Below are 18,994 nucleotides of genomic sequence, written 5' to 3'. Positions count from 1 at the left end.
GCGCGACGATCGGGGCAGGGCGAGGCCCCTTTAGGCCGAAGCCGCCGCTGCACCAAAGCCCCTCGATCAGTGCTGTTCTTGCCATGTCGCGCGCGCGAGATGCCGGCTATGCCGCTCCGCCGGTCCCGATCTGACGTGCGAGCCGACGGCGGAGTCGGTTTTCGTCAACCTTGGAAGCGTGTCGCCGGTCCATGGGGATGTGCTCGACACACACGACCCGGTCCACGCCATGCGCCCGGGCGGTCCGGCGCCAGTCTTCGATCTGGTGCGGGTCGCCCTCGATTGCCAGCACGTCAGGCTTGCTGTGCTGGCGGACAAGCGCCGCCCGGCGCACCCCGGGCCAGTGGCGGGCCGCGGTTTCCACTTGAAGCGGCATCGGGTGCGAGAGCCCCCCTTCTTGCCATCGGCCCAGAAGCCACAGCCGCCCCCGGTCGTCGAGCCGAGCGGCATCGCCGGTCCGGTGCCAGACGCGCCCGTCTTCGTGGATCTTCCGGCCCGCATCCTGTGCCGGGTCGATATAGCCGTTGTTGACGTGCTCTCCGGCGACCTGAATCTCTCCGTCCACGAGGCGCAGCGCGATGCCGGGCACCGGGGGACCGGCAAGGAGCCCGCCGCCGGCCTCCATCTCGGCCCAGTCGGCGTCGGAAATCGCCTCCGTCCCGATCTCCGCAATCGGTTCGGCCTCGGTCGAGCCATAGACCGCCACAATCCGCAGGTCCGGCCGTCCCGCCAAAAGGCGCTGGATGGTATCGGGGAAGACGGGCCCGCCACCGGTGAAGATCGTCGTGACCTGCGGCGGCACGCCGGTTTGCGCCAGCGTTTCGCAGATCGAAGGCGGGAGCAGAAGGCGGTTCGCGCCGCTTCGGATCATCCACGCGCGGAGTGCCCCTGCGTCCGCACGGTCCTGATGGGTCAGGGGCCAGTTGGGCAGAACGGAGCAGCGCCCGGCTGCAAGGTTGACCAGCACGAAGACCGGGAACCCGACAAGATCGCGCTCCGGCCGATCCGAGGCGAGCAGCGGCGCCACGGCCGCGTTCTGTGCCATCAGGAAGCCGTGACTGCGCTGGATGCCCTTGGGCACGCCGCTGGACCCGGAGGTGAAGGAAATCAGTGCCGGGTCGCCGGGCTCGAGATCGACAGGGCGGCAGGTCTCCGGCCCGGCATGTTCAACTCTCAGCAAGGCCACACGCCAGAGCACGGGCAACAGGCGTAGCAACCAGTAGGGCCCCGCAGTGGCGAGCGCCGCAGGGCGGGTCGTGCGCACGGCATGCAGTAACCCCTGCAGACCCATCGCCGGTTCGGGAAAAACCGCCACCAGCCCTGCTTTCCAGATCCCGGCCAGGATCACGTAGAGATCTGCGGTGACGGGCGCGGCCACCAAAACCCGGTCCCCCTTTTGCAAACCACGGGACCCGAGCCGCGCTGCGAAAGCGGAGGAGCGGCGGTCGAGCGCGGCATAGGTCGTGACGTCGCCCGAGGGATCGAGGATCGCCGGGGCGTCGGGGCTGTGGGCCACCCTCGCAGCGAAGGCCTCAACCAGCGTCGTCATCGAGCCGCCTTCCCATCAGTGCATAGCGACGGAACACATGGGCACCCAGCTGTGCGCTTCGCTGTGCGGAGGTATTCGTCTCGTGGATCAGCGCATGGATCGCCGTTGTGAAACCGGCATCAAGCGCCGCGTGGTGAAAGGCGTGCGCCAGTGCCTGCCCGGCGCCATGTTGCAGGCTGGCGTAGGTCTTGAGGATGACCGCATCCGGGCTCGGACCGGCCGCGTAGTTCGGAATGCCGAAGAGAAATCCCACGAGGCTGCCCCGGGCGTTGCGGGCAAACAGGACGAACTCCTTTCGGAGAACCGGCACGTAGGGGAGGTACATGCCCAGAAAGGCCTCGCGCGAGATCGGCGTGTAGAAGGCATTGCCCGCAAAGGCTGAAAGGGACAGGTCGTAGACCTGCGAGAAATGCGCCTCCGGGTCGGTGCCGTCCCACGGCGCGACCTCTATGTCGGTCTCCCCGGGAGGTGGGTTGCGCATGTCGGCGAGCGCGACCCCGGCGGAGAAATACCGGGCGATCGGGGCAAACCCGGCCCCCTCGAAGGCCGCAATGTCCGACGGGCCGGAGGTCGGTTCCATCAGGAATGGCGCGGAGCCGTCGCTTTCGATCACCAGCCGGTAGCTGTTCCATGTTGTGCCGTCCATAGGACCGAGGAGTCTGCGGGCGCCCGCGCGGCGGGCCGCTTCGCTTGCCTCGGTCAGAACCGTCGCGCCATCCTCGGCCGACTTGCAGGTGAACTTGCCCAAGGCCATCGTCGGCGCACCGTCCCAGTCCGGTGCTTCGGGAAACAACGTCACGCTGGCAGTTCCTTGGTTGAAGGCCTGTGTCACGGCAATCCTCCCTCGAAAGTTGCGGCGTATGTGGCATAGGCAAACGCCGGCGCCAGGACAGCCAGCGCGCCGATCCGGGTCATTCGGTGGCGGCCAAAGGCGGCGGGCCGGGAAAGCGTGGCAAGACCCACCAGCCCGACATTGGCAGCCATGATCCACCCGGCCCGGGGAATCCAGTGTTTCTCCGGCGGGTTGAAGCCCATCAGCCAGATCCAGAGCGGCGGCATCGCGAGGCCAAGCCCGAGGAAGACCGCCATGCGCAGCCGGACGCTTTCACCTGACATTGCCAGCATCGCCAGCCCCATGCAGACCCCGGCAAGGCACGCTCCGAACGCGTCAAGCGCGTTGAACCCCGTCGCGTTGCCTGCGGCCAGCCAGCCAAAACTCAGCACCGCCAGCGTCGTCACCGCATCCAGTTCGGGGTGTGCGCTGGCGCTGGGCGCCTTTCGCTCGGCCACGAGGTGCAGCAACAACATCAGAACGCAAAACACGACGTTTTGCGTGGCGGTGACCGACAGCAACAGGAAGATTGCCGCCAGGTAGACCCGCGCGACATGGTTGGTCATGCCGAACTGGCGGGCGGCTGCATGAAACAGGACCAGTGCGCAGAGGTAGGTGGTGAACAGAATCGCCAGGTCCATCGTGCTGCCCGTCGCGTGCTCGCGCAGGATGATCAGCACCGCGAGCGGCAGGAACAGGTTGTCGAAACCGCGCCAGCTGTCGGCCTCAACCAACGTGGAAAAGGTCGCGATCAGGAAGGCAAGGATCACGACATTGACGCGCGGGATCTCCGACAACAGCAGCAGGCAGGTCATCGAAAGGATCACCGTCACCAGGAACAGCACGGCGCTGCCCTCAAGGCTCTTATGCCCGTCCTCGACAGCGAAGAACCGCTTGCCATAGGCGCTGCCTGCCAGCGCCGCGGCGGCATCGCCCAGCGTCAGGACCGCGAGCGGCAGGACGTAGAGCAGCGGATCCCTGTGGCTGAGCAGGAAGACCAGCGCCACCGCTGCCGCGAGCAGGAAATCCCCGTAGGACTGGCGGTCGACCGAATGCAGCGCGGCGCTCGCGCCACTGGAGCGCAGTGCCGGCAGCCGCATCGCGGCCATCGCCACGACCGTCAGGCCGAGCAGAAGATAGACAGGCCAGTCCTCCGCAAACAGGATAGGCAGGCAGATTGCGTAGAGTCCGGTGGCAACGTGGATGATCTTGCGCTGCACCTCGGCACTCCAGCCGTTCACCTCCGCATTTCGGCGCACCTGCGCCATGACCCACAGCAGCACCGCGATCGACAGGGCGGCCATCACCACTGGTCCCAGCACTGCCATCACCGCGCCGCCTCGATCACGAAATCGGAGTAGAAGAAGGCCTTGTCCTGTTGCTTGAGCGTATCCTCCAGATCCGAGAGGGTCGTGACCCTGTCTGCCAGCGCTTCCGGCACCCGGCGCGGCGCCATCATGTTCCAATAGACAAGCCGCGCGCCCGGCGTCGCACGGGCCAGAAGCTGCGTATAGGCTGCTTCGGAGGCTGCGGGGGACATGTACTCGAAGATGTCCGACAGGTTGAAACCATCGACCGGCGTGTTGCCGCAGGCCTCCAGCGGTCCATGCACGAGTTCCACTCGCTCCAGCCTGTTCCGGATGATCTCGTATTGCTCCGGGCGCCACGGCATAGGCAGCGCCGCGCCGTGTCCGCCCTTGAGGATCCAGTGCAGGTACGGGTTCTCCGCGGGGTCGCAGGTCACGCCTGCGTGGCGGATCCGGCGCGCCACGTGCTCGGCCACCGATCCCTCCACATGATCGAAAAATGCCTTGTCCCTGCCCATCCGTCCCATTGTGAACCGAGAGAAAAAGAGTTGCAGCATGAGCGTCCAGCGCCAGGTGACGAAGCGCTCGTCGAGGAACCGCGCACGTTCGGCCGGTGGTCGCGCGACAAAGACATCGTCGATGGTTCGGCGCGAATGCACCAGCGGCAGAACCCGTTTCCGGAAGATCCGGAAATACCGTTCGAACCGGCCAACGCCACCCGCTCCGTGGGCCACGACCTCGGGGCGCAGATTCCCCCACCGCAGACGTGCCTCTTCGGGCAGTTCGGCAAGCGCCCGGTCGAGCAGCACCCCGCGGCGGTCGCTTGGACGTGATCCCATGAGTTCGAGGAATTCCGGCTGCTCCAGCGCCCGCATGGCACCGATCCGCAGGCGCAGGCAGTCGAGTTGCGCCACCGACAGATCGACCGCCGTGACTTTTTCTGGGTCCAGCGTCAATAGCGCCAGTGCGTTGTCACCCGCTGAGCAGACCGACAGGAAGCGCTGTCCGGATCCGGGGTGCATCGCGGCGACGAGAACGTCCGCATCCTCCCAGAGCTGGGCGTATCGGATGATATCGAAACGGGCGCGGTCGGCTATGTCATTGCGTGTCATCGGCCAGCCGAACCTCTCCGGTTTCCCCGTCGACCGTCAGGCGGGCCCCGTCAGGCACCCAGTCTGTCGCCCCCTTGATGCCGACCACGCAGGGAATGCCCAGTTCCCGCGCGACGATGGCGGAATGCGACAGCAACGAGCCGCGTTCGACGACGATGGCTGCGGCATTGGAAAAGACGGCGATCCAGCCTGGATCGGTGTTTCGGGCGACGAGGATCTCGCCGGAGGCGAGGTGCTCCACCCGAGGGTCGCGGACCACCCGTGCCGGCGCGGTCACGCGACCGGCGGAGCAGCCGGTGCCGATCCGTGCATCGCCGGTTTCGGCTGGCGGTTCCTCGCCCGGGCGCGTTCTCACCAGCGTCGCCGCCCCGTGCCCGACAAGCCGTTCCGGCGGGTCGGGCCGGTCTTCGTGCCGCCGGTGGTCCGCCTGGCGGGACGCGACAATCGCGCGAAGGTCGGTCGACAGGGCATTGCCCTCGATCGCTCCCAGAACCTCGTCGACGGTCAGGTGGAAAATGTCCCGCGGCGCGTCCAGCCGTCCGCAGGCCCAGAATTCGCGCCCCATGGCGAGGAACACACGCCGCGCGTGGCCGAAGATGCGGGTCCGTTCGAACCGCAAGTTCTCCCGGTCGCGCACGCGGGCCCTCGCATAGCCGGTGATCCAGCGCGCCAACCGGCGCCGGCCCGGCCGGTCGGGTATCACCGCGTTCCAGTCGGGCTCCGCACGGTCGGCCGCCGGGGCCGCGGGACGCGCCGCGCTAGCCGCGATCGCCGCAAGGAGTTGCGTCGGATCTTCGTCCAGTGTGATCGATTCCAGCTTCAGCTCCTGTGTGCACCGATCGCCGAACCGCGCGATATAGGCGTCGAAGGCCGTTTCGATATCCGGATGCCCGGCGAGGGCCGCGCGGCCATCACGGACGAGATTACCCGCCAGACCGGCCGAGGCCACCATCCGGCCCATCTCCGCGATCCGCCTTGACGGTTCGGCAGAGACGATATCGCCCTGACCGATCATGACGTCATTGTGCAGCGCCACGCCCTTTGGTCCGGCCCAGGCCTCCAGCAGCTTGCGAGAGGCGCCGAAGGCCATCATGCAGAGGAAATCGTTGATCAGGGGGGCATCCCAACGGTCGAGCAGGTCTGCCTCGATGGCGCGCCAGGTCGCGGCCAGTTCAGTGAGGTTGGCGCGGTCTGGCGCCTTGCCAGTGGCAAGTGCCGTCTGCAGCCGTGTTTCGAACCGCCGTTTCGTGACCGGCAGGCGAAGGGCGGCCCAACCGAGGCCCGCCGTCACGCGCAGGGTTCGAACCGCTTCGGCGAGCCGTTTCATCCCGGTGGCCGGTGGCGGCCCGATGGTGTCGCGCAACTCGGACGGAAGCGGCTCGTCGACGCCCATCATGGTTTCCATGTGGTCCCGATTGCGAGAAAACCCGGGCAGCAGCGCCAGCGCACGGTACCAGTTGCCGAGGTTGTAGTAGACCCGCCCGTCAACCCGCGCGAGCAGATTGTCGAAGACAGGCGCATTGGCGTTGACCTCGGCCGGGCCGACCCCGAGTAGCGCCACGAAGGCCCGGTAGACTCGGCCGTAGACGAAACAGGCAAAACTGTAGGTGAGCGGGCTGACAATGCCCGGGTAGCTTTCCACGATGTTGGAATTGTCGAGCACGATCAGGGTATTGTCCGGCGTCGGTTGCGGGCGCAGCGGCGTCGTGATCGGGCGGGATTGCAACAGGTGAAGCCCGGTGTCGTCAATCGCCCACTCAATGTCCTGTGGCGTGCCGAAAAACGCCTCCGTGCGGGCGGCGAGGGCGGCGATCTCCACGACTTCCTCGGTCGTGAGGACCGTTGGCGCGGTGGGGCTTGCGAGCATGTCGCCGGTGGTGGCGACCTGCCAGTCCTCGCCGTCGGCCTCGCCGGAGACCAGCGCCTCGCCCAGTCCGGAAATGGCCGAGATGACCCGGCGGTCCCGAAGGCCGGTGACCGGATCGGCGGAGAAGGCGACGCCTGCGGCACGGGCCGGCACCATTTGTTGCACGATGATCGCTGGCGCCTCGGCCGGGGCTGCATTCGTTGCCTCCCGGTACCTGTCCAGCGCCTCGGAAAACCCCGATGCCCAGACATCTGCAATTGCTGCCCCGACGCCGGAGGCAGGCACGTCGAGCCGTGTCTGGAACTGCCCGGCGTGGCTGTGAGCCGCACCATCCTCGGCCCGACCGGAGGACCGCACCGCGTAGGGGCCGGGCCCCAGTTGGTCGAGTGCATTCGAGAGGGCCGCCGCCAGGTATGGCTGCGGGACGACGCGACCATCGTGGTGCCTGCATGCCTCTGCCGAGACCACGAAGAAGGCCGGAACGTCGAAACCGGCAGCCGCAAGCCGGTGCAGGGAAGCACCTTTTCCGCCTGCGGTTTCCAGCGTTATTTCAGTGGATTGCAAGACAAGATTCATGTTTTACCTTCCGAATGCCAGGGGAAGGAAACCGGCCGCAAGATAACACACCAGTACCCAAAGCCCGGAGGCCATGTCCACGCGCCCTTGCCAAACCGGATCAGGATTGGCCCGGAACCGCATCGCGCACATGCCGACCATCACAACCCCGATCCCGCCGACGGTTGTGACGGCCACGGCAGCGCCAAGCGCCCGCCCGAGAGCGGCCAACAGGAGAAAGCCCACGACTACGGTTGCCAACCAGATCAGCGCCGCACGCTGGGGCCCCCAAAGCGCGGAATAGGTCTCCACGCCGTCGCGCTCGTTCACCGGTGCCCAGACCTTTCGGCCGATCTCCAGCACACAGCCATTGACGAAACTCAACGCAAGGAACAGTCCGAGCGCCGGGGAGGGCGTTGCCCCGGCTGCGGTCCACTCGATCCCGGTCAGCAGCAGGTCGATCAGCGGCATGATCAGCATGTGGCTCAGGAGGTAGGTCATCGGGCGTGCCTTGAGCCAGTCCGGCACGCCGAACTCGACCGTCATCAGGGCCAGCCAGCCCCAACTCAGGCACAGCAAGCCCAGCGTCGCCATGTTCCACGACCATGCGAGTGCCAGCATCCCGATTCCCACGCCCGCCGCGAGCGCGAGCACGGTGCGAAGGCTCACCAATCCGCGCGGGATGGGGCGTTCCGGGCGATAGCGGCGGTCGTCCTCCAGATCCTTGGCCTCGTCGCAGGCCCGCATCTGGAAGAAGATGCCGAGCGCCAGCAGTGCCGCGACCAGGTAGGCGAGGGGACCGGGCAGCGGACGTCCTGAGAGCATCGCCGAGACATTGATGCTTGCGGCGGAGAAGACCGCAAGCAGGGGCACCGTTCGGGCGAGTGGGAACCGTTCCGCCTGATAGATCCAGAGACGCCGTGCCAGCCCCGTGCTCATCGCGTGCGGGCCAGCTTGCGGTGGGCAGAGGTGAAATGGCCAGCGGACATGGCGGCCACGATGGATATCTCTCCACACAGGCAGAGCGCCGCGGTGACCTCTGCCAGCGCCGCCGCGCTGCCCGGCCCCTCGAGGCCGAGAAGACTTCGTGCGGCGCGTTGGCTTGGCAATGCGGTCCCCCCGCCGACCGTTCCTACGAGGATATTCGGCAAGGTGACAGAGCAGAACAGGCCGTCCTCGCGGCGTTCGATCCGCGTAAACCCCACCGCGCTCTCGGCCACGCAGGCGGCGTCCTGGCCGGTGGCGATATAGAAGGCTGCCAGCGCGTTGGCATAGTGGGCCTGAGCTCCGAACTGGCCTGAGAGCAGCGCACCAAGCCCCGCGACCCGACCATAGTCCAGCATCGCGTCGATGTCCGTCCGCAGCACCTTTTGCACAACCTGCTCGGGCAGTGTCACCGAGGCGCTGACCTTGCGCCCGCGCCCGGTCAGCGTCCCGAGCGATGTCGCCTTCTTGTCGCCGGAGAAATTGCCCTCGACATACCATCGCAGCGGTTTGGCAGGGCAATCGTCAACGGCCTTCCTGCAAAGGGCATCGGTTGCGATGGTCACCATGTTCTGTCCGGCCGCCTCGCCGGTCGTAAAGCGGCAGAGCAGGAACACGACATTGTTGTCGATGATCGGCTCCAGCGAGACGAGCCGACCGTGGGCGGTTGTTGCCTCGGCCGCGGCGCGCAGGTCGTCGACCTGTGTGACCACCCAGTCGACGAAACGCCCCGCGTTCAACAGGCTGTCGAAGACGAAAGCCGGGGACCGGAGCACGCCTTCATAGAGAACCGCGGTGCTGATGCCGCCGGACCGTGTGGCGGCGAGGGCCCCGCGCCCGTAGGACGCGACAAGTGCAGCCTCGGTCGTGGCCAGCGGCAGATGAAAGTCGCCATCGGCATGCAGACCCCGCACGCGCAGCGGCCCCACCACACCGACGGGCACCTTCACGGTGCCGATCATGTTCTCGATATTGCCGGAGTAGGTCTCGGCATTCGCCAGCGTCTCGGGATCCGCCAGAATGGACTGGCTTCGCCCCCGGGCCTTGCCCTGGTTGCGCAGCGCTTCCCACAACCCGGTGATCGATGCCGCCGAAGCCGATTGCGCGCCGCGGAACGGGGAATGCGCCGCATCGTCGGGCAGCATGCGGGTTTCGCGGCCATCCTGATAATACAACGCACGCACCCGTTTGAGCATTTCGAGTACATGGTTCGGGACAATCAAAACTCAAAACTCCGCCAGCCAGGCGGGCAACAATCAGCACGCCGGGTTTCCAAGGTGAGCGTACAACTCGGATCGGAGCCAGACAATCCGTCTCTCGCGCCAAGGCTGTTTCCGCCCGGGCGACGCCTTGAAGGCGGTCTATGATCCGGGGATCGAGGTCAGGGAACTGATCGTGTACAACACGTCCGCGCAACTGGACGAAAGCATGATGGGCTCCGTGGTGCAGTTCTCGAACTCGATCGGATCGGGCCAGACGATCGGATGCGACCAGCACTGGCGTTCCGGGTTCGTACCTGCCCTCAGAGAACGCTTGGTTCGAGCACAATGGCGAGCGAACTTGTTGAGCGCGGATCTCCAACAACCTTGTTCGACCTCGAGATGTCGTGGGGTGCCTTGCCGACTGGCAACCTCGGTCGACAGAAGACATACGCCGACGCCGCGGTTCAGACTTGTCCAACGATGAAGGTCTTGTACGGGATGGCCTTGCGCCAGATTGAGCCATGGGAGCGCCACTGGTCCGAGAATCATTGGCGAGGCGTGTTCGTCGGCAACCTGTTGAGATTGATCGGCCTCGACTGGCCGGTGCCGAACTACAGCGCCCTGTGCAGGCGTCGGAGTGAGACGGGACCAACGCTCGAGCGTTGTTTGCACTTCCAGCAACGAGATTTTTTTCGAGATTGCAGGTGAATGGCGCTTCCGGTCAGGTGCCCCGATCGCACCTACTCCCAGGGGGCGGGTTCGTCAGATTGCACATTGCCGAACACGTTCTCGCGGTGCCAGCGGAGGTTCTCCGGGTGCGGCATGTTTCGCGGGTCCTCCGGTGTGAGCAGCTTGCCGGTCGGGGACAGGAGACGATCCACGACCTCTCCGGGGACCTTGTTGCGGGAGACCAGGATCGTCTGGCAATCATCTGCCACCGACATGAGACCACGGTCGAACATCCAGTGCAGGGTTCCGGAGAGGGCAAGTCCATTTCGGACGGAATCGCTGCCCTGATGCTCCACTGGCCGGATGTGGGCGGCCTGAACTTCAGGCCGGCCACCGCCATTGCGCAATCGGAGCCCGGACATGGCGCAGCGGTAGTCATAGGCTGCGCGGACTTTCCGACGGAAGGCGACATCGCGATAGGGGCGGCGCGTCAGGCGTTCCAGAACAGGTCGCTCGAATGTCGCCGCCGGTTCCAGGATGTGGTCTCCGGGTGGGTCGTAACGGGTGGCCTCCATATCGATGAGGTTCTCCGGAAGGCCGAGGCTGACGATCCTGGCGAACTCCTGCTCGGGCAGGACCCGCACTGCGCTTTGGACGAGGCCTCCGCGCTTGGGTGTTCCATCGGGTTCGGTGAGCGCGGCTTCGAGCGGTCGGCCGTTAAGCAAACGTGGAACCTCACTGTCGAATTGCAGAAAGGTGCCTGGCGCGATCAGGGCAAGAAAGCGCCCCTCCGTTCCCGGCTTCGGGATGACCTGCGAGATCTTCGCAACGGCAAAATACCCTCGAGGCCCCGCCTTAACCGGTTCGTAGTAGACGACCCAGTCTCCTACGGCGGCCTCAATGGCTTTCAGGTAGTTCTTGGGGAAATCGTAGACGCGGTCCGGCTCATCCTCGTAAATCGAGTCTGCCTTGTGTAAGAGAACCAGTTTCGCCATGTCGCCAGGAAAGCGCCTGCACGCAAAAACGCAAGCCTTTTCCGTGCGGTATAACCGGCGCGACCGTCGGCAATCGAGATGGGCGGAAGTCGTTCCGAGTTCTGCGGACAGTTCCGAGGCGAGGAGCGACGCAAAGTCGGTTTCAATCCGGGCGGCGAAGCCGTGCTGGGCCGTTTCATCCGGGGTGAGCACGATGCGGTGGGCTGAACAGACACAGTGAGAACAAGGTCCCGAGGGAAATTGCCGTGACCCTGACTTCTCAGGGAGCTCCGATAGAGCTCCTATCGCCCGTCATCGAAACAAAAAGTTGACACCGTCCGCTTCTAGGGCCGATCTGACGAGAAGACCAGAATGCCACGCAGGCTTCGGGGCTTCGTCTATTCCGGTCATAGCAATCGCAAGACGGAGGCATCTGCTCCGATCGCGATGCTACTCCACGACAATGGCGACCTTCCTCTTCGCAACGTCGTCAGGCAGCCGTGGGGCACGGCCATTCCAAGCCATTGATCTCATTACACCGCATTCGATGGTCCGTGGGACACCTGGAGCCATATTTAATGGCCTTTGAACGCCTGCTCAGATTCCCCTACGGACTGCCACTCCTAGCAAATTACAGTTGCGAAAGGCTCGCGACCGCGAGGTCGAACACAGGAGTTCCGCGCTCAAATCCGCAACCGCGAGAGGCAAAAAATATAACCTCAAACATCGGTTAGGCAGGGACCGTGGCCCCTGTGGGGCCGCGAAAGCTCACTCGAACACTGGCGGTGAACATCCCATATCGCGTTTCGAAGGGGCCCCTGCTGATCTCCTCTCGGGCATTGCTGTACAATACCCAGCCGGGTTGCGGACAGCACCGGGTTAGAGGTTGAGGGTGAAGGCGAATGGAACGCCCGCAAACCTCCCTCTCATCGAAACTGCGTTTCGACTGCCGGGCAGCGGGTGGCCGGAAACGGCGGATCTGGCGCAAGATTCACCTCCGGATCAACGAAGAAACGCTGGAGGTCAGGGTTGTCGAGGTCACCAGCAGCAGCGTGGGTCGCTCTCATCGTTTGCAAGCAAACCACTGCCGGTCCGTGGATGCATTGCGTGAAATATCTGGGACAACGCCTCATGGCGCGGGACTTTGACCGCCAGGTTCCCGAACTACAGGTCCGAATTGCCGTGCTCAACGGCTATACCGCCCTCGGCACACCTGTCGCTGAGGCCAAGGGATAAGTCTGTTTGGGAAAGGGGAAGTCCGACCGTCATCGGATTTGTGCAACAGAGCCTGCTGGACCTGCACTCGCGGACTCTGCTCGCGACTGTGGCCCTGACTGTGTATCGCCAGATGGCCCTGAACCGCCAGTTGGATGACGAGATCAAGGAGCTCGTCCGCGATCGGATGCGGGCGTGGCGAATCCGGCTGGAGTACTACACGACATCGGCGGAGGCGGGCGAACGGGAAAGCGCGCAGATCGACGCCGAAGAGCCGCTCCCGAACATCCCCAGGAAGAAGGATCGCCGCTAGCGACTAGCTGGGGTCCGGGTCTGCAAATGGTCCGATTGCACCAGCTATCTAGTTTACTAAGTCAATGAAAACTATCGCTTGTGGGGAGTAGTGCAGGCTTCTGTTGCCAGGTGCCTGCGAACCCCGCCAGCCCTTGCTAGAGGACTGGGCTTAAATTTCGGTTTTGGTCAACTGCATTAAGCAGCGACGGCCACCGGAGCATGATTGTTGTTGGCAATTATGCATAACGGACCGGTAACGGTGGTACCTCACCGAGCGAAAGCTAACCCCTTTAGACGTCCGTCGATCCTATTTCGGCCCCATGATCCCCCAACAAGGGATGTTTGGTGGAGCCGCCGGGTACCGCCCCCGGGTCCGAGCCGCTTATTACGAGCGCGTTTATCGCCATAGTTCCCGAGGGAACATATCAAATCTAGGCGCATTGTCGGCGCGGTTCAAGCGGCAACAGGTAGCGTTTTCTTCTGCGCATCCATTTTGTAGGTGTATTTCAAACACAGCTTTGGGTGAGGTCTCCATGCCCGCATTCCTGTCGAACAAGATGCATTTCCGTGATCTTTCGGAGGCGGAAATCCTCGCGCTTGCAATTTCTTCGGAGGAAGACGACGGGCGGATCTACCGCAATTTCGCGGCGCGCCTGCAAAAGGACTATCCGTCTACGGCGGCGATGTTCATGGACATGGCGGCGGAGGAAGACCGGCATCGCCAGAGCCTGATTGCGCTCTACCGAATCCGTTTCGGCCAGTCCATTCCACTCATACGCCGCGCCCACGTTGCCGGATTCTACGACCGGAAGCCGGAATGGCTGCTCGATCAACTGTCATTGTCGCGGGTTCGGGAGATCCTGTCGGAGATGGAGTACGAATCCCGCAGTTTCTACGAAAAGGCCGCAACCCGTGTGACGGACGCGGAAACGCGGCGCCTGCTGGGGGATCTGGCCGCGGCGGAAGCCGGACATGAGAAAAGGGCAGGTGAGTTGGCACAGCTTCACCTGACCGACGAGGCCCTCGCAGAGGAAGACCACCACGAGCGGCGCCAGTTCATCCTGACCTGGGTGCAGCCGGGGCTTGCCGGGTTGATGGATGGCTCGGTGTCGACCCTTGCGCCGATCTTCGCGGCGGCCTTTGCTACTGGCGACACATGGAGCACATTCCTGGTCGGACTTGCGGCCTCGGTCGGCGCCGGGATCTCCATGGGCTTCACGGAGGCTGCCTCCGACGACGGTGAATTGTCGGGCCGGGGCAGCCCGGTCAAACGGGGGATTGCGTCCGGCGTGATGACGACGCTTGGCGGGTTGGGCCATGCCTTGCCCTACCTGATCCCGGATTTCTGGACCGCGACCACGATCGCGGTGGTCGTCGTGTTCATCGAGCTGTGGGCTATCGCCTGGATCCAGAACCGGTTCATGCAGACACCTTTCTGGAGAGCCGCGTTGCAGGTCGTTCTCGGCGGCGGTCTTGTCCTGGCGGCGGGGATCCTGATCGGCAGCGGGTAGAGCAGGAGCGCGCTTGTCGGGCCGTCCGGCGTCCACGATGCTGCGGTTCCTCTGCGGAGAGCGTGAGCTTGGCCGGTCGGTGCCTGCCACCCGATGCCGCGCTGTTCCCGGCCTGCCCATGCTGCCCTGCGGCAAAACCGTTGACATCGGCGCTGCGCCCGCTCGAAATATCCGCGCGAATACCAGTCTTGAGGGAGCCTGCGCGATGGTCTCGGTCGAGTTTGTCAGGGAAATGGCCCGCTACAACGAGTGGCAGAACACGGCGCTGGGCGCGGCGGCGGCGGCGTTGGACAGCGATGCGCTCACGCGGGACCGCGGCGCTTTTTTCGGCTCGATCCTCGCCACGCTCAATCACCTGCTCTGGGCCGACCGGCTCTGGATGTCCCGACTGGCGGGGTGGGAGGCCCCCGCAGGCTCGATGACCGAGAACCTGTCGTTGTGTCCCACGCTGGCCTGCTGGGCGGGCGACCGCGCCCGTGCGGATGGCCGGATACGGCTGTGGGCGCAGCGCTTGAGGCCGGCCAACTTGCGTGGGGATCTGGTCTGGTATTCGGGATTGCAGGGGAAAGACATCGTGAAGCCCATTGCAACCTGCGTGACCCATATGTTCAATCACCAGACACACCACCGCGGTCAGGTCCATGCGATGCTGACAGCGGCGGGGGCGGAGACGGCAGCCACGGATCTCGTGTTCATGCCGGAGGAATGACGACGTGACCGGCCCCGCGTTGCGGGCCATCAACCAGGGAGCACCCGATGCGGGCATTGATCGTGGAAAAGGCCGAGGATGGCAGCACCAGCGCCGCCATCCAGGAAATCGACGAGGGCCGCTTGCCGGCGGGAAATGTCACCGTCGCGGTCGACTATTCGACCGTCAATTACAAGGACGGGCTGTGCGTGGGCCCCGGGGGCGGTCTGGTCCGCGAATACCCCCATGTTCCGGGAATCGATTTCGCCGGCACCGTGGAAAGCAGCGGGGATGACCGCTATGCGCCCGGCGACAAGGTCGTCTTGACGGGCTGGCGCGTCGGAGAGGTGCACTGGGGCGGCTATGCCGAGAAAGCCCGGGTCGATGCCGACTGGCTGGTGCCGCTGCCCGAAGGGCTGAGCACGAAGCAGGCCATGGCGGTCGGCACCGCAGGCTTCACGGCCATGCTCGCGGTGATGGCGCTGGAGGCGCACGGGCTGAAACCGGGGCAGGGCGAGGTGCTTGTCACCGGTGCTGCCGGCGGTGTCGGCTCGGTCGCGACGGCGATCCTCGGAAATCTCGGATACGAGGTGGCCGGCGTTACCGGGCGCCCCGAACAGGCACAATACCTTGCCAATCTTGGCGCATCCAAGATCGTTACCCGCGACGAGCTGGCCGAAACCGTGAAGCGCCCGCTGGAGCGGGAGACCTGGGCGGGGTGTGTCGACGCGGTCGGCGGCGCCATGCTCGCTCGCGTTCTGGGGCAGATGAACTACGGCGCCTCGGTGGCGGCTGTCGGCCTCGCGGGAGGGGCGAAACTCCCGGCGACGGTGATCCCGTTCCTGCTGCGCGGGGTGAACCTGCTGGGCATCGATTCGGTGATGCAACCCTACGAGAACCGGCTGCAGGCCTGGCAGCGGATCGCCAGCGATCTGCCGATGGACAAGCTGGAGGGGATGATGGTCGAGGCCACGCTCGCGGACCTGCCGAAGCTGGGCGCGGATATACTCAAGGGCCAGGTGCGTGGCCGCGTGGTCGTCGACGTCAACGCCTGACCGGTCTGGATTTCCGCCCGCCAGTGGCCATTCAACGCGACCGTGCCGCAAATATCCGTGGCACGGTCGTTTTTTTCGCTCGTTTCTACTAGGCTGGCTCCCACAGTGATCTTGCGACACGCCGGTTCCTGCGCCAGAGCACGGACCGGCAGCGATTGAATTGCGGCAACGAGTGGAGGCCAAGCCATGACGGACGAAACCACGACCCAGGGCATTCCGGAGCCGGAAGGGCCGGTCGAGATCATCGACACCGAATACGAGATCGGGCAGGACAACGTCGAAGGCGCGGTCGGTCCGTTCGGTTTCGATATCCACAACCCGGTCTTCGCGATTTCCGGCGTCACCATCGTGCTCTTCGTGTTCTACGCGCTCGTGTTTCATGATCAGGCCGCGGCGGCATTCGGGGCCTTGCGCCCGTGGCTGACCGGCACGTTCGACTGGTTCTTCCTCACTGCGGCCAACATCTTCGTGCTGTTCTGCCTGTTCCTTGTCGTCAGCCCATGGGGCGGCATTCGCCTCGGCGGCAAGGATGCAACGCCCGATTACAGCTATGCTGGCTGGTTCGCGATGCTCTTCGCTGCGGGGATGGGCATCGGCCTGATGTTCTTCGGCGTGCTGGAGCCTGTGTACCACATGGCGGTATCGCAACCGCTTGGCGTGCCATCGCCCTTTGCAGAGGACGGCAGCCTGATCGAGGAAAACGTGGATGCCGCGCGGCGCATGGGGCTGGCGGCAACGATTTTCCACTGGGGCCTGCACCCCTGGGCGATCTATGCCGTCGTTGCGCTGGCACTGGCACTCTTTACCTTCAACAAGGGCCTTCCGCTGACCATCCGCTCCGCTTTCTACCCGATCTTCGGCGAGCGCGTCTGGGGCTGGACCGGGCACATCATCGACACGCTGGCGGTCTTTGCCACGCTCTTCGGACTCGCCACATCTCTGGGGTTCGGTGCGCAGCAGGCCAACGCGGGGCTTGAGCATGTCTTTGGCGTGACGAACTCCGTGAACGTGCAGGTGATCCTGATCACGCTGATCACGATCGTGGCGCTGATCTCGGTGCTGCGCGGGCTGGATGGCGGCGTGAAGGTCCTCAGCGAGATCAACATGGTGCTGGCCGCGGTGCTGCTTCTGTTCGTGTTGTTCGTCGGGCCGACGGGGGTGATCCTCTCCGACTTCGTCGCGGGTTTCGGCACCTACCTTACGGAGCTGGTGCCCCTGTCGAACCCGGTCGGGCGCGAGGATTCGGGCTACGTAGAAGGCTGGACGTCCTTCTACTGGGCCTGGTGGGTCAGCTGGTCGCCCTTTGTCGGCATGTTCATCGCCCGCGTCAGCCGTGGTCGCACCGTGCGGGAATTCATCATCTGCGTGCTGATCATCCCCTCGATCGTCTGTGTCCTCTGGATGGCCGTCTTTGGCGGTGCCGCGATCGAGCAGGTGCTGTCCGACCCCGAGAACAGCGCCGTGAAGGCGCAGGTGATCGACAGCTACAACCCGCCGATCTCCCTGTTTGCGATGCTGGAGGGCCTGCCGATGTCGGCGATCACCTCGACGCTTGGCATCGTGCTGGTGATCGTGTTCTTCGTCACCTCTTCGGACAGTGGCAGCCTCGTGATCGACACGATCACCGCCGGTGGCAAGATCGACGCCCCGGTGCCGCAGCGGGTGTTCTGGTGCACCTTTGAAGGCGCGGTTGCCATCGCGCTGCTGCTCGGCGGTGGGCTGGGCGCCTTGCAGGCCATGGTGATCTCCACCGGGCTGCCCTTTGCCTTCGTGCTTCTGCTGATGTGTGTTGCAATTCTGCGTGGGTTGATGAGCGAGCCGAAGTAGCCCTGTCGTTGGGGAAACCCACGAAAGAAATCCGGCCCCGGCGCTTGCGCGGCGGGGCCTTTTTGCGACAACTGTCGCCATGACACTCGATATCGATTTCGTGCGGGCACAGTTTCCCGCCTTTTCCGAACCCTCGCTGAAGGGACAGGCCTTCTTCGAGAATGCCGGCGGCTCCTTCACCTGCCGGCAGGTGATCGACCGGCTGACGCGATTTTACCACGCCCGGAAGGTGCAACCTTATCACCCCTTCCCGGCGGCCGAGGCGGCGGGCGCGGAGATGGACGAGGCGAGGGACCGGCTTGCCGCGCTTCTGGGGGTGGAGACGGACGAACTCTCTTTCGGCCCCTCGACCACGCAGAACACCTACGTCCTGGCCAATGCGGTGCGCTGCTGGCTTACGCCGGGGGAGGCCATAGTCGTCACCAATCAGGACCACGAGGCCAACTCGGGCCCCTGGCGCCGGCTCGCCGACGAGGGGATCGAAGTGCGTGAGTGGCGGGTGGACAGCGAGACGGGATCGCTCGATCCGACCGATCTCGACGTGTTGCTGGAGGACGGGAACGTCCGGCTGGTCTGTTTCCCGCATTGCTCCAATGTCGTGGCCGAGATCAACGACGTCACGGCGATCACCGCGCTGTGCCACGCAGCGGGGGCCTTCACGGTGGTGGATGGGGTCTCCTACGCGCCGCACGGAATGCCAGATATCGGGGCGCTGGGTCCGGACGTCTACCTGTTTTCCGCCTACAAGACCTACGGGCCCCACCAGGGGATCATGACGATCCGCCGCCAGTTCGGTTTCGAACTGCCCAACCAGGGGCATTTCTTCAACGCGGATACGCTTTACAAGCGCTTCACGCCGGCGGGCCCTGACCATGCCCAGGTCGCTGCCAGCGCCGGTATCGCGGATTACTACGACGCACTGGCCGCACATCACGGAATCGCCGCGGCAGATCCGGCCGAGACTGCGACTGTCCTGCATGACCTGATGCGCGCCCACGAGGCGCGCATCGGGCAACCGCTTCTCGACTATCTGTCGGCCCGCCATGATGTGCGGTTGATCGGTCCCCGGGATGCATCCCGGCGGGCGCCGACTGTCGCCGTGGACCTCGGCCGGGATCCCGCCCCGGTGGCGCGGGAACTGGCGCAGCATGGCATCATGGCCGGGGCAGGCAGCTTCTACAGTGTGCGCCCGCTTGAAGCACTTGGCATCGAGCCCGAGCGGGGAGTGCTGCGGCTGTCCTTCGTGCACTACACCAGCGAGGCGGAGATCGAGCAACTTCTCGCCGCGCTCGACAAGGTGCTCTGACCGGCGCGGGTGGCCGCGCCCCGGGGAGATTTGCGGTCCGGCGAAGT

The 18,994-nt window shown here is 64.9% G+C and carries 14 protein-coding genes, 1 other RNA gene and 2 pseudogenes; 8 read left to right on the top strand and 9 right to left on the bottom strand.

Going from position 1 to position 18,994, the window contains the following annotated elements:
* Positions 1-106: 106 nt before the first annotated feature.
* From CLV78_RS05610 to CLV78_RS05580, 7 genes are read right to left on the bottom strand one after another with little or no spacing between them, the layout of a single operon-like run.
* The gene (locus CLV78_RS05610; protein ID WP_106203818.1) at positions 107-1,549 is read right to left on the bottom strand and encodes an AMP-binding protein; all 1,443 of its coding nucleotides are present in this window, start codon (positions 1,547-1,549) and stop codon (positions 107-109) included.
* Positions 1,533-2,381 carry a hypothetical protein gene (locus tag CLV78_RS05605; RefSeq protein ID WP_106203817.1) on the bottom strand — a complete coding sequence of 283 codons (849 nt, stop codon included), beginning with the start codon at positions 2,379-2,381 and terminating at the stop codon, positions 1,533-1,535. Before CLV78_RS05605 ends, CLV78_RS05610 begins: the two co-directional genes overlap by 17 nt.
* Positions 2,378-3,709 carry a hypothetical protein gene (locus CLV78_RS05600; protein WP_106203816.1) on the bottom strand — a complete coding sequence of 444 codons (1,332 nt, stop codon included), beginning with the start codon at positions 3,707-3,709 and terminating at the stop codon, positions 2,378-2,380. Before CLV78_RS05600 ends, CLV78_RS05605 begins: the two co-directional genes overlap by 4 nt.
* Positions 3,709-4,800: a BtaA family protein gene (locus CLV78_RS05595; protein ID WP_106203815.1), complete on the bottom strand. Its 1,092-nt coding sequence runs from the start codon at positions 4,798-4,800 to the stop codon at positions 3,709-3,711. The genes CLV78_RS05600 and CLV78_RS05595 overlap by 1 nt, the downstream gene beginning before the upstream one ends.
* Positions 4,787-7,243 (bottom strand): PEP/pyruvate-binding domain-containing protein, encoded by a 2,457-nt coding sequence (locus tag CLV78_RS05590; RefSeq protein WP_106203814.1) that lies wholly within the window; start codon positions 7,241-7,243, stop codon positions 4,787-4,789. The genes CLV78_RS05595 and CLV78_RS05590 overlap by 14 nt, the downstream gene beginning before the upstream one ends.
* Positions 7,244-7,246: 3 nt before the next feature.
* Positions 7,247-8,161: a UbiA family prenyltransferase gene (locus CLV78_RS05585; RefSeq protein ID WP_106203813.1), complete on the bottom strand. Its 915-nt coding sequence runs from the start codon at positions 8,159-8,161 to the stop codon at positions 7,247-7,249.
* Positions 8,158-9,429 (bottom strand): hydroxymethylglutaryl-CoA reductase, encoded by a 1,272-nt coding sequence (locus tag CLV78_RS05580; RefSeq protein ID WP_106203812.1) that lies wholly within the window; start codon positions 9,427-9,429, stop codon positions 8,158-8,160. The genes CLV78_RS05585 and CLV78_RS05580 overlap by 4 nt, the downstream gene beginning before the upstream one ends.
* 324 nt (positions 9,430-9,753) lie before the next feature.
* Between CLV78_RS05580 and CLV78_RS05575 the strand changes: the two are divergent.
* Positions 9,754-10,044 (top strand): annotated as a pseudogene (locus CLV78_RS05575) (transposase); the annotation flags it as partial.
* Positions 10,045-10,148: 104 nt separating this feature from the next.
* Here the strand turns inward: CLV78_RS05575 and CLV78_RS05570 are convergent.
* On the bottom strand, positions 10,149-11,072 hold the full coding sequence (locus CLV78_RS05570) for an HNH endonuclease (protein WP_106203810.1): 924 nt from the start codon (positions 11,070-11,072) through the stop codon (positions 10,149-10,151).
* Between the two features lie 752 nt (positions 11,073-11,824).
* Here CLV78_RS05570 and CLV78_RS05565 point away from each other — a divergent pair.
* Positions 11,825-12,287: pseudogene (locus CLV78_RS05565) on the top strand (hypothetical protein); the annotation flags it as partial.
* Between the two features lie 112 nt (positions 12,288-12,399).
* Positions 12,400-12,579, top strand: coding sequence for a hypothetical protein (locus tag CLV78_RS05560; RefSeq protein ID WP_211300952.1), 180 nt, complete (start codon positions 12,400-12,402; stop codon positions 12,577-12,579).
* Positions 12,580-12,668: 89 nt separating this feature from the next.
* Here CLV78_RS05560 and ssrA read toward each other — a convergent pair.
* Positions 12,669-13,021: a transfer-messenger RNA gene (ssrA, locus tag CLV78_RS05555) on the bottom strand.
* A 72-nt stretch (positions 13,022-13,093) separates the two neighbouring features.
* Between ssrA and mbfA the strand changes: the two genes are divergently transcribed.
* From mbfA to CLV78_RS05530, 5 genes are all read left to right on the top strand, one after another.
* On the top strand, positions 13,094-14,071 hold the full coding sequence (gene mbfA, locus CLV78_RS05550; protein ID WP_106203808.1) for an iron exporter MbfA: 978 nt from the start codon (positions 13,094-13,096) through the stop codon (positions 14,069-14,071).
* Positions 14,072-14,084: 13 nt separating this feature from the next.
* Positions 14,085-14,780 (top strand): DinB family protein, encoded by a 696-nt coding sequence (locus CLV78_RS05545; protein ID WP_342751798.1) that lies wholly within the window; start codon positions 14,085-14,087, stop codon positions 14,778-14,780.
* 47 nt (positions 14,781-14,827) lie between these two features.
* Positions 14,828-15,814, top strand: a complete 987-nt coding sequence (gene acuI, locus CLV78_RS05540) for an acryloyl-CoA reductase (protein ID WP_106203807.1) — start codon at positions 14,828-14,830, stop codon at positions 15,812-15,814.
* A gap of 186 nt (positions 15,815-16,000) precedes the next feature.
* Positions 16,001-17,641 carry a BCCT family transporter gene (locus tag CLV78_RS05535; RefSeq protein ID WP_106203806.1) on the top strand — a complete coding sequence of 547 codons (1,641 nt, stop codon included), beginning with the start codon at positions 16,001-16,003 and terminating at the stop codon, positions 17,639-17,641.
* Between the two features lie 79 nt (positions 17,642-17,720).
* Positions 17,721-18,947: an aminotransferase class V-fold PLP-dependent enzyme gene (locus CLV78_RS05530; protein WP_106203805.1), complete on the top strand. Its 1,227-nt coding sequence runs from the start codon at positions 17,721-17,723 to the stop codon at positions 18,945-18,947.
* Positions 18,948-18,994: the final 47 nt, after the last annotated feature.

The organism is Aliiruegeria haliotis, assembly GCF_003003255.1.
GTDB classification, from domain to species: Bacteria; Pseudomonadota; Alphaproteobacteria; order Rhodobacterales; family Rhodobacteraceae; genus Tropicimonas; species Tropicimonas haliotis.
Note: the sequence above shows the minus strand (reverse complement) of the source record. Positions and strands in the feature narration are given on the sequence as shown.

Bases quoted from the DNA above. Each gene is read 5' to 3' on its own strand.
- CLV78_RS05585 (WP_106203813.1), bottom strand. From the start codon at position 8,161: ATGAGCACGGGGCTGGCACGGCGTCTCTGGATCTATCAGGCGGAACGG.
- acuI (WP_106203807.1), top strand. From the start codon at position 14,828: ATGCGGGCATTGATCGTGGAAAAGGCCGAGGATGGCAGCACCAGCGCC.
- CLV78_RS05590 (WP_106203814.1), bottom strand. From the start codon at position 7,243: ATGAATCTTGTCTTGCAATCCACTGAAATAACGCTGGAAACCGCAGGC.
- CLV78_RS05535 (WP_106203806.1), top strand. From the start codon at position 16,001: ATGACGGACGAAACCACGACCCAGGGCATTCCGGAGCCGGAAGGGCCG.
- CLV78_RS05610 (WP_106203818.1), bottom strand. From the start codon at position 1,549: ATGACGACGCTGGTTGAGGCCTTCGCTGCGAGGGTGGCCCACAGCCCC.
- CLV78_RS05530 (WP_106203805.1), top strand. From the start codon at position 17,721: ATGACACTCGATATCGATTTCGTGCGGGCACAGTTTCCCGCCTTTTCC.
- CLV78_RS05595 (WP_106203815.1), bottom strand. From the start codon at position 4,800: ATGACACGCAATGACATAGCCGACCGCGCCCGTTTCGATATCATCCGA.
- CLV78_RS05570 (WP_106203810.1), bottom strand. From the start codon at position 11,072: ATGGCGAAACTGGTTCTCTTACACAAGGCAGACTCGATTTACGAGGAT.
- mbfA (WP_106203808.1), top strand. From the start codon at position 13,094: ATGCCCGCATTCCTGTCGAACAAGATGCATTTCCGTGATCTTTCGGAG.
- CLV78_RS05560 (WP_211300952.1), top strand. From the start codon at position 12,400: ATGGCCCTGAACCGCCAGTTGGATGACGAGATCAAGGAGCTCGTCCGC.
- CLV78_RS05600 (WP_106203816.1), bottom strand. From the start codon at position 3,709: ATGGCAGTGCTGGGACCAGTGGTGATGGCCGCCCTGTCGATCGCGGTG.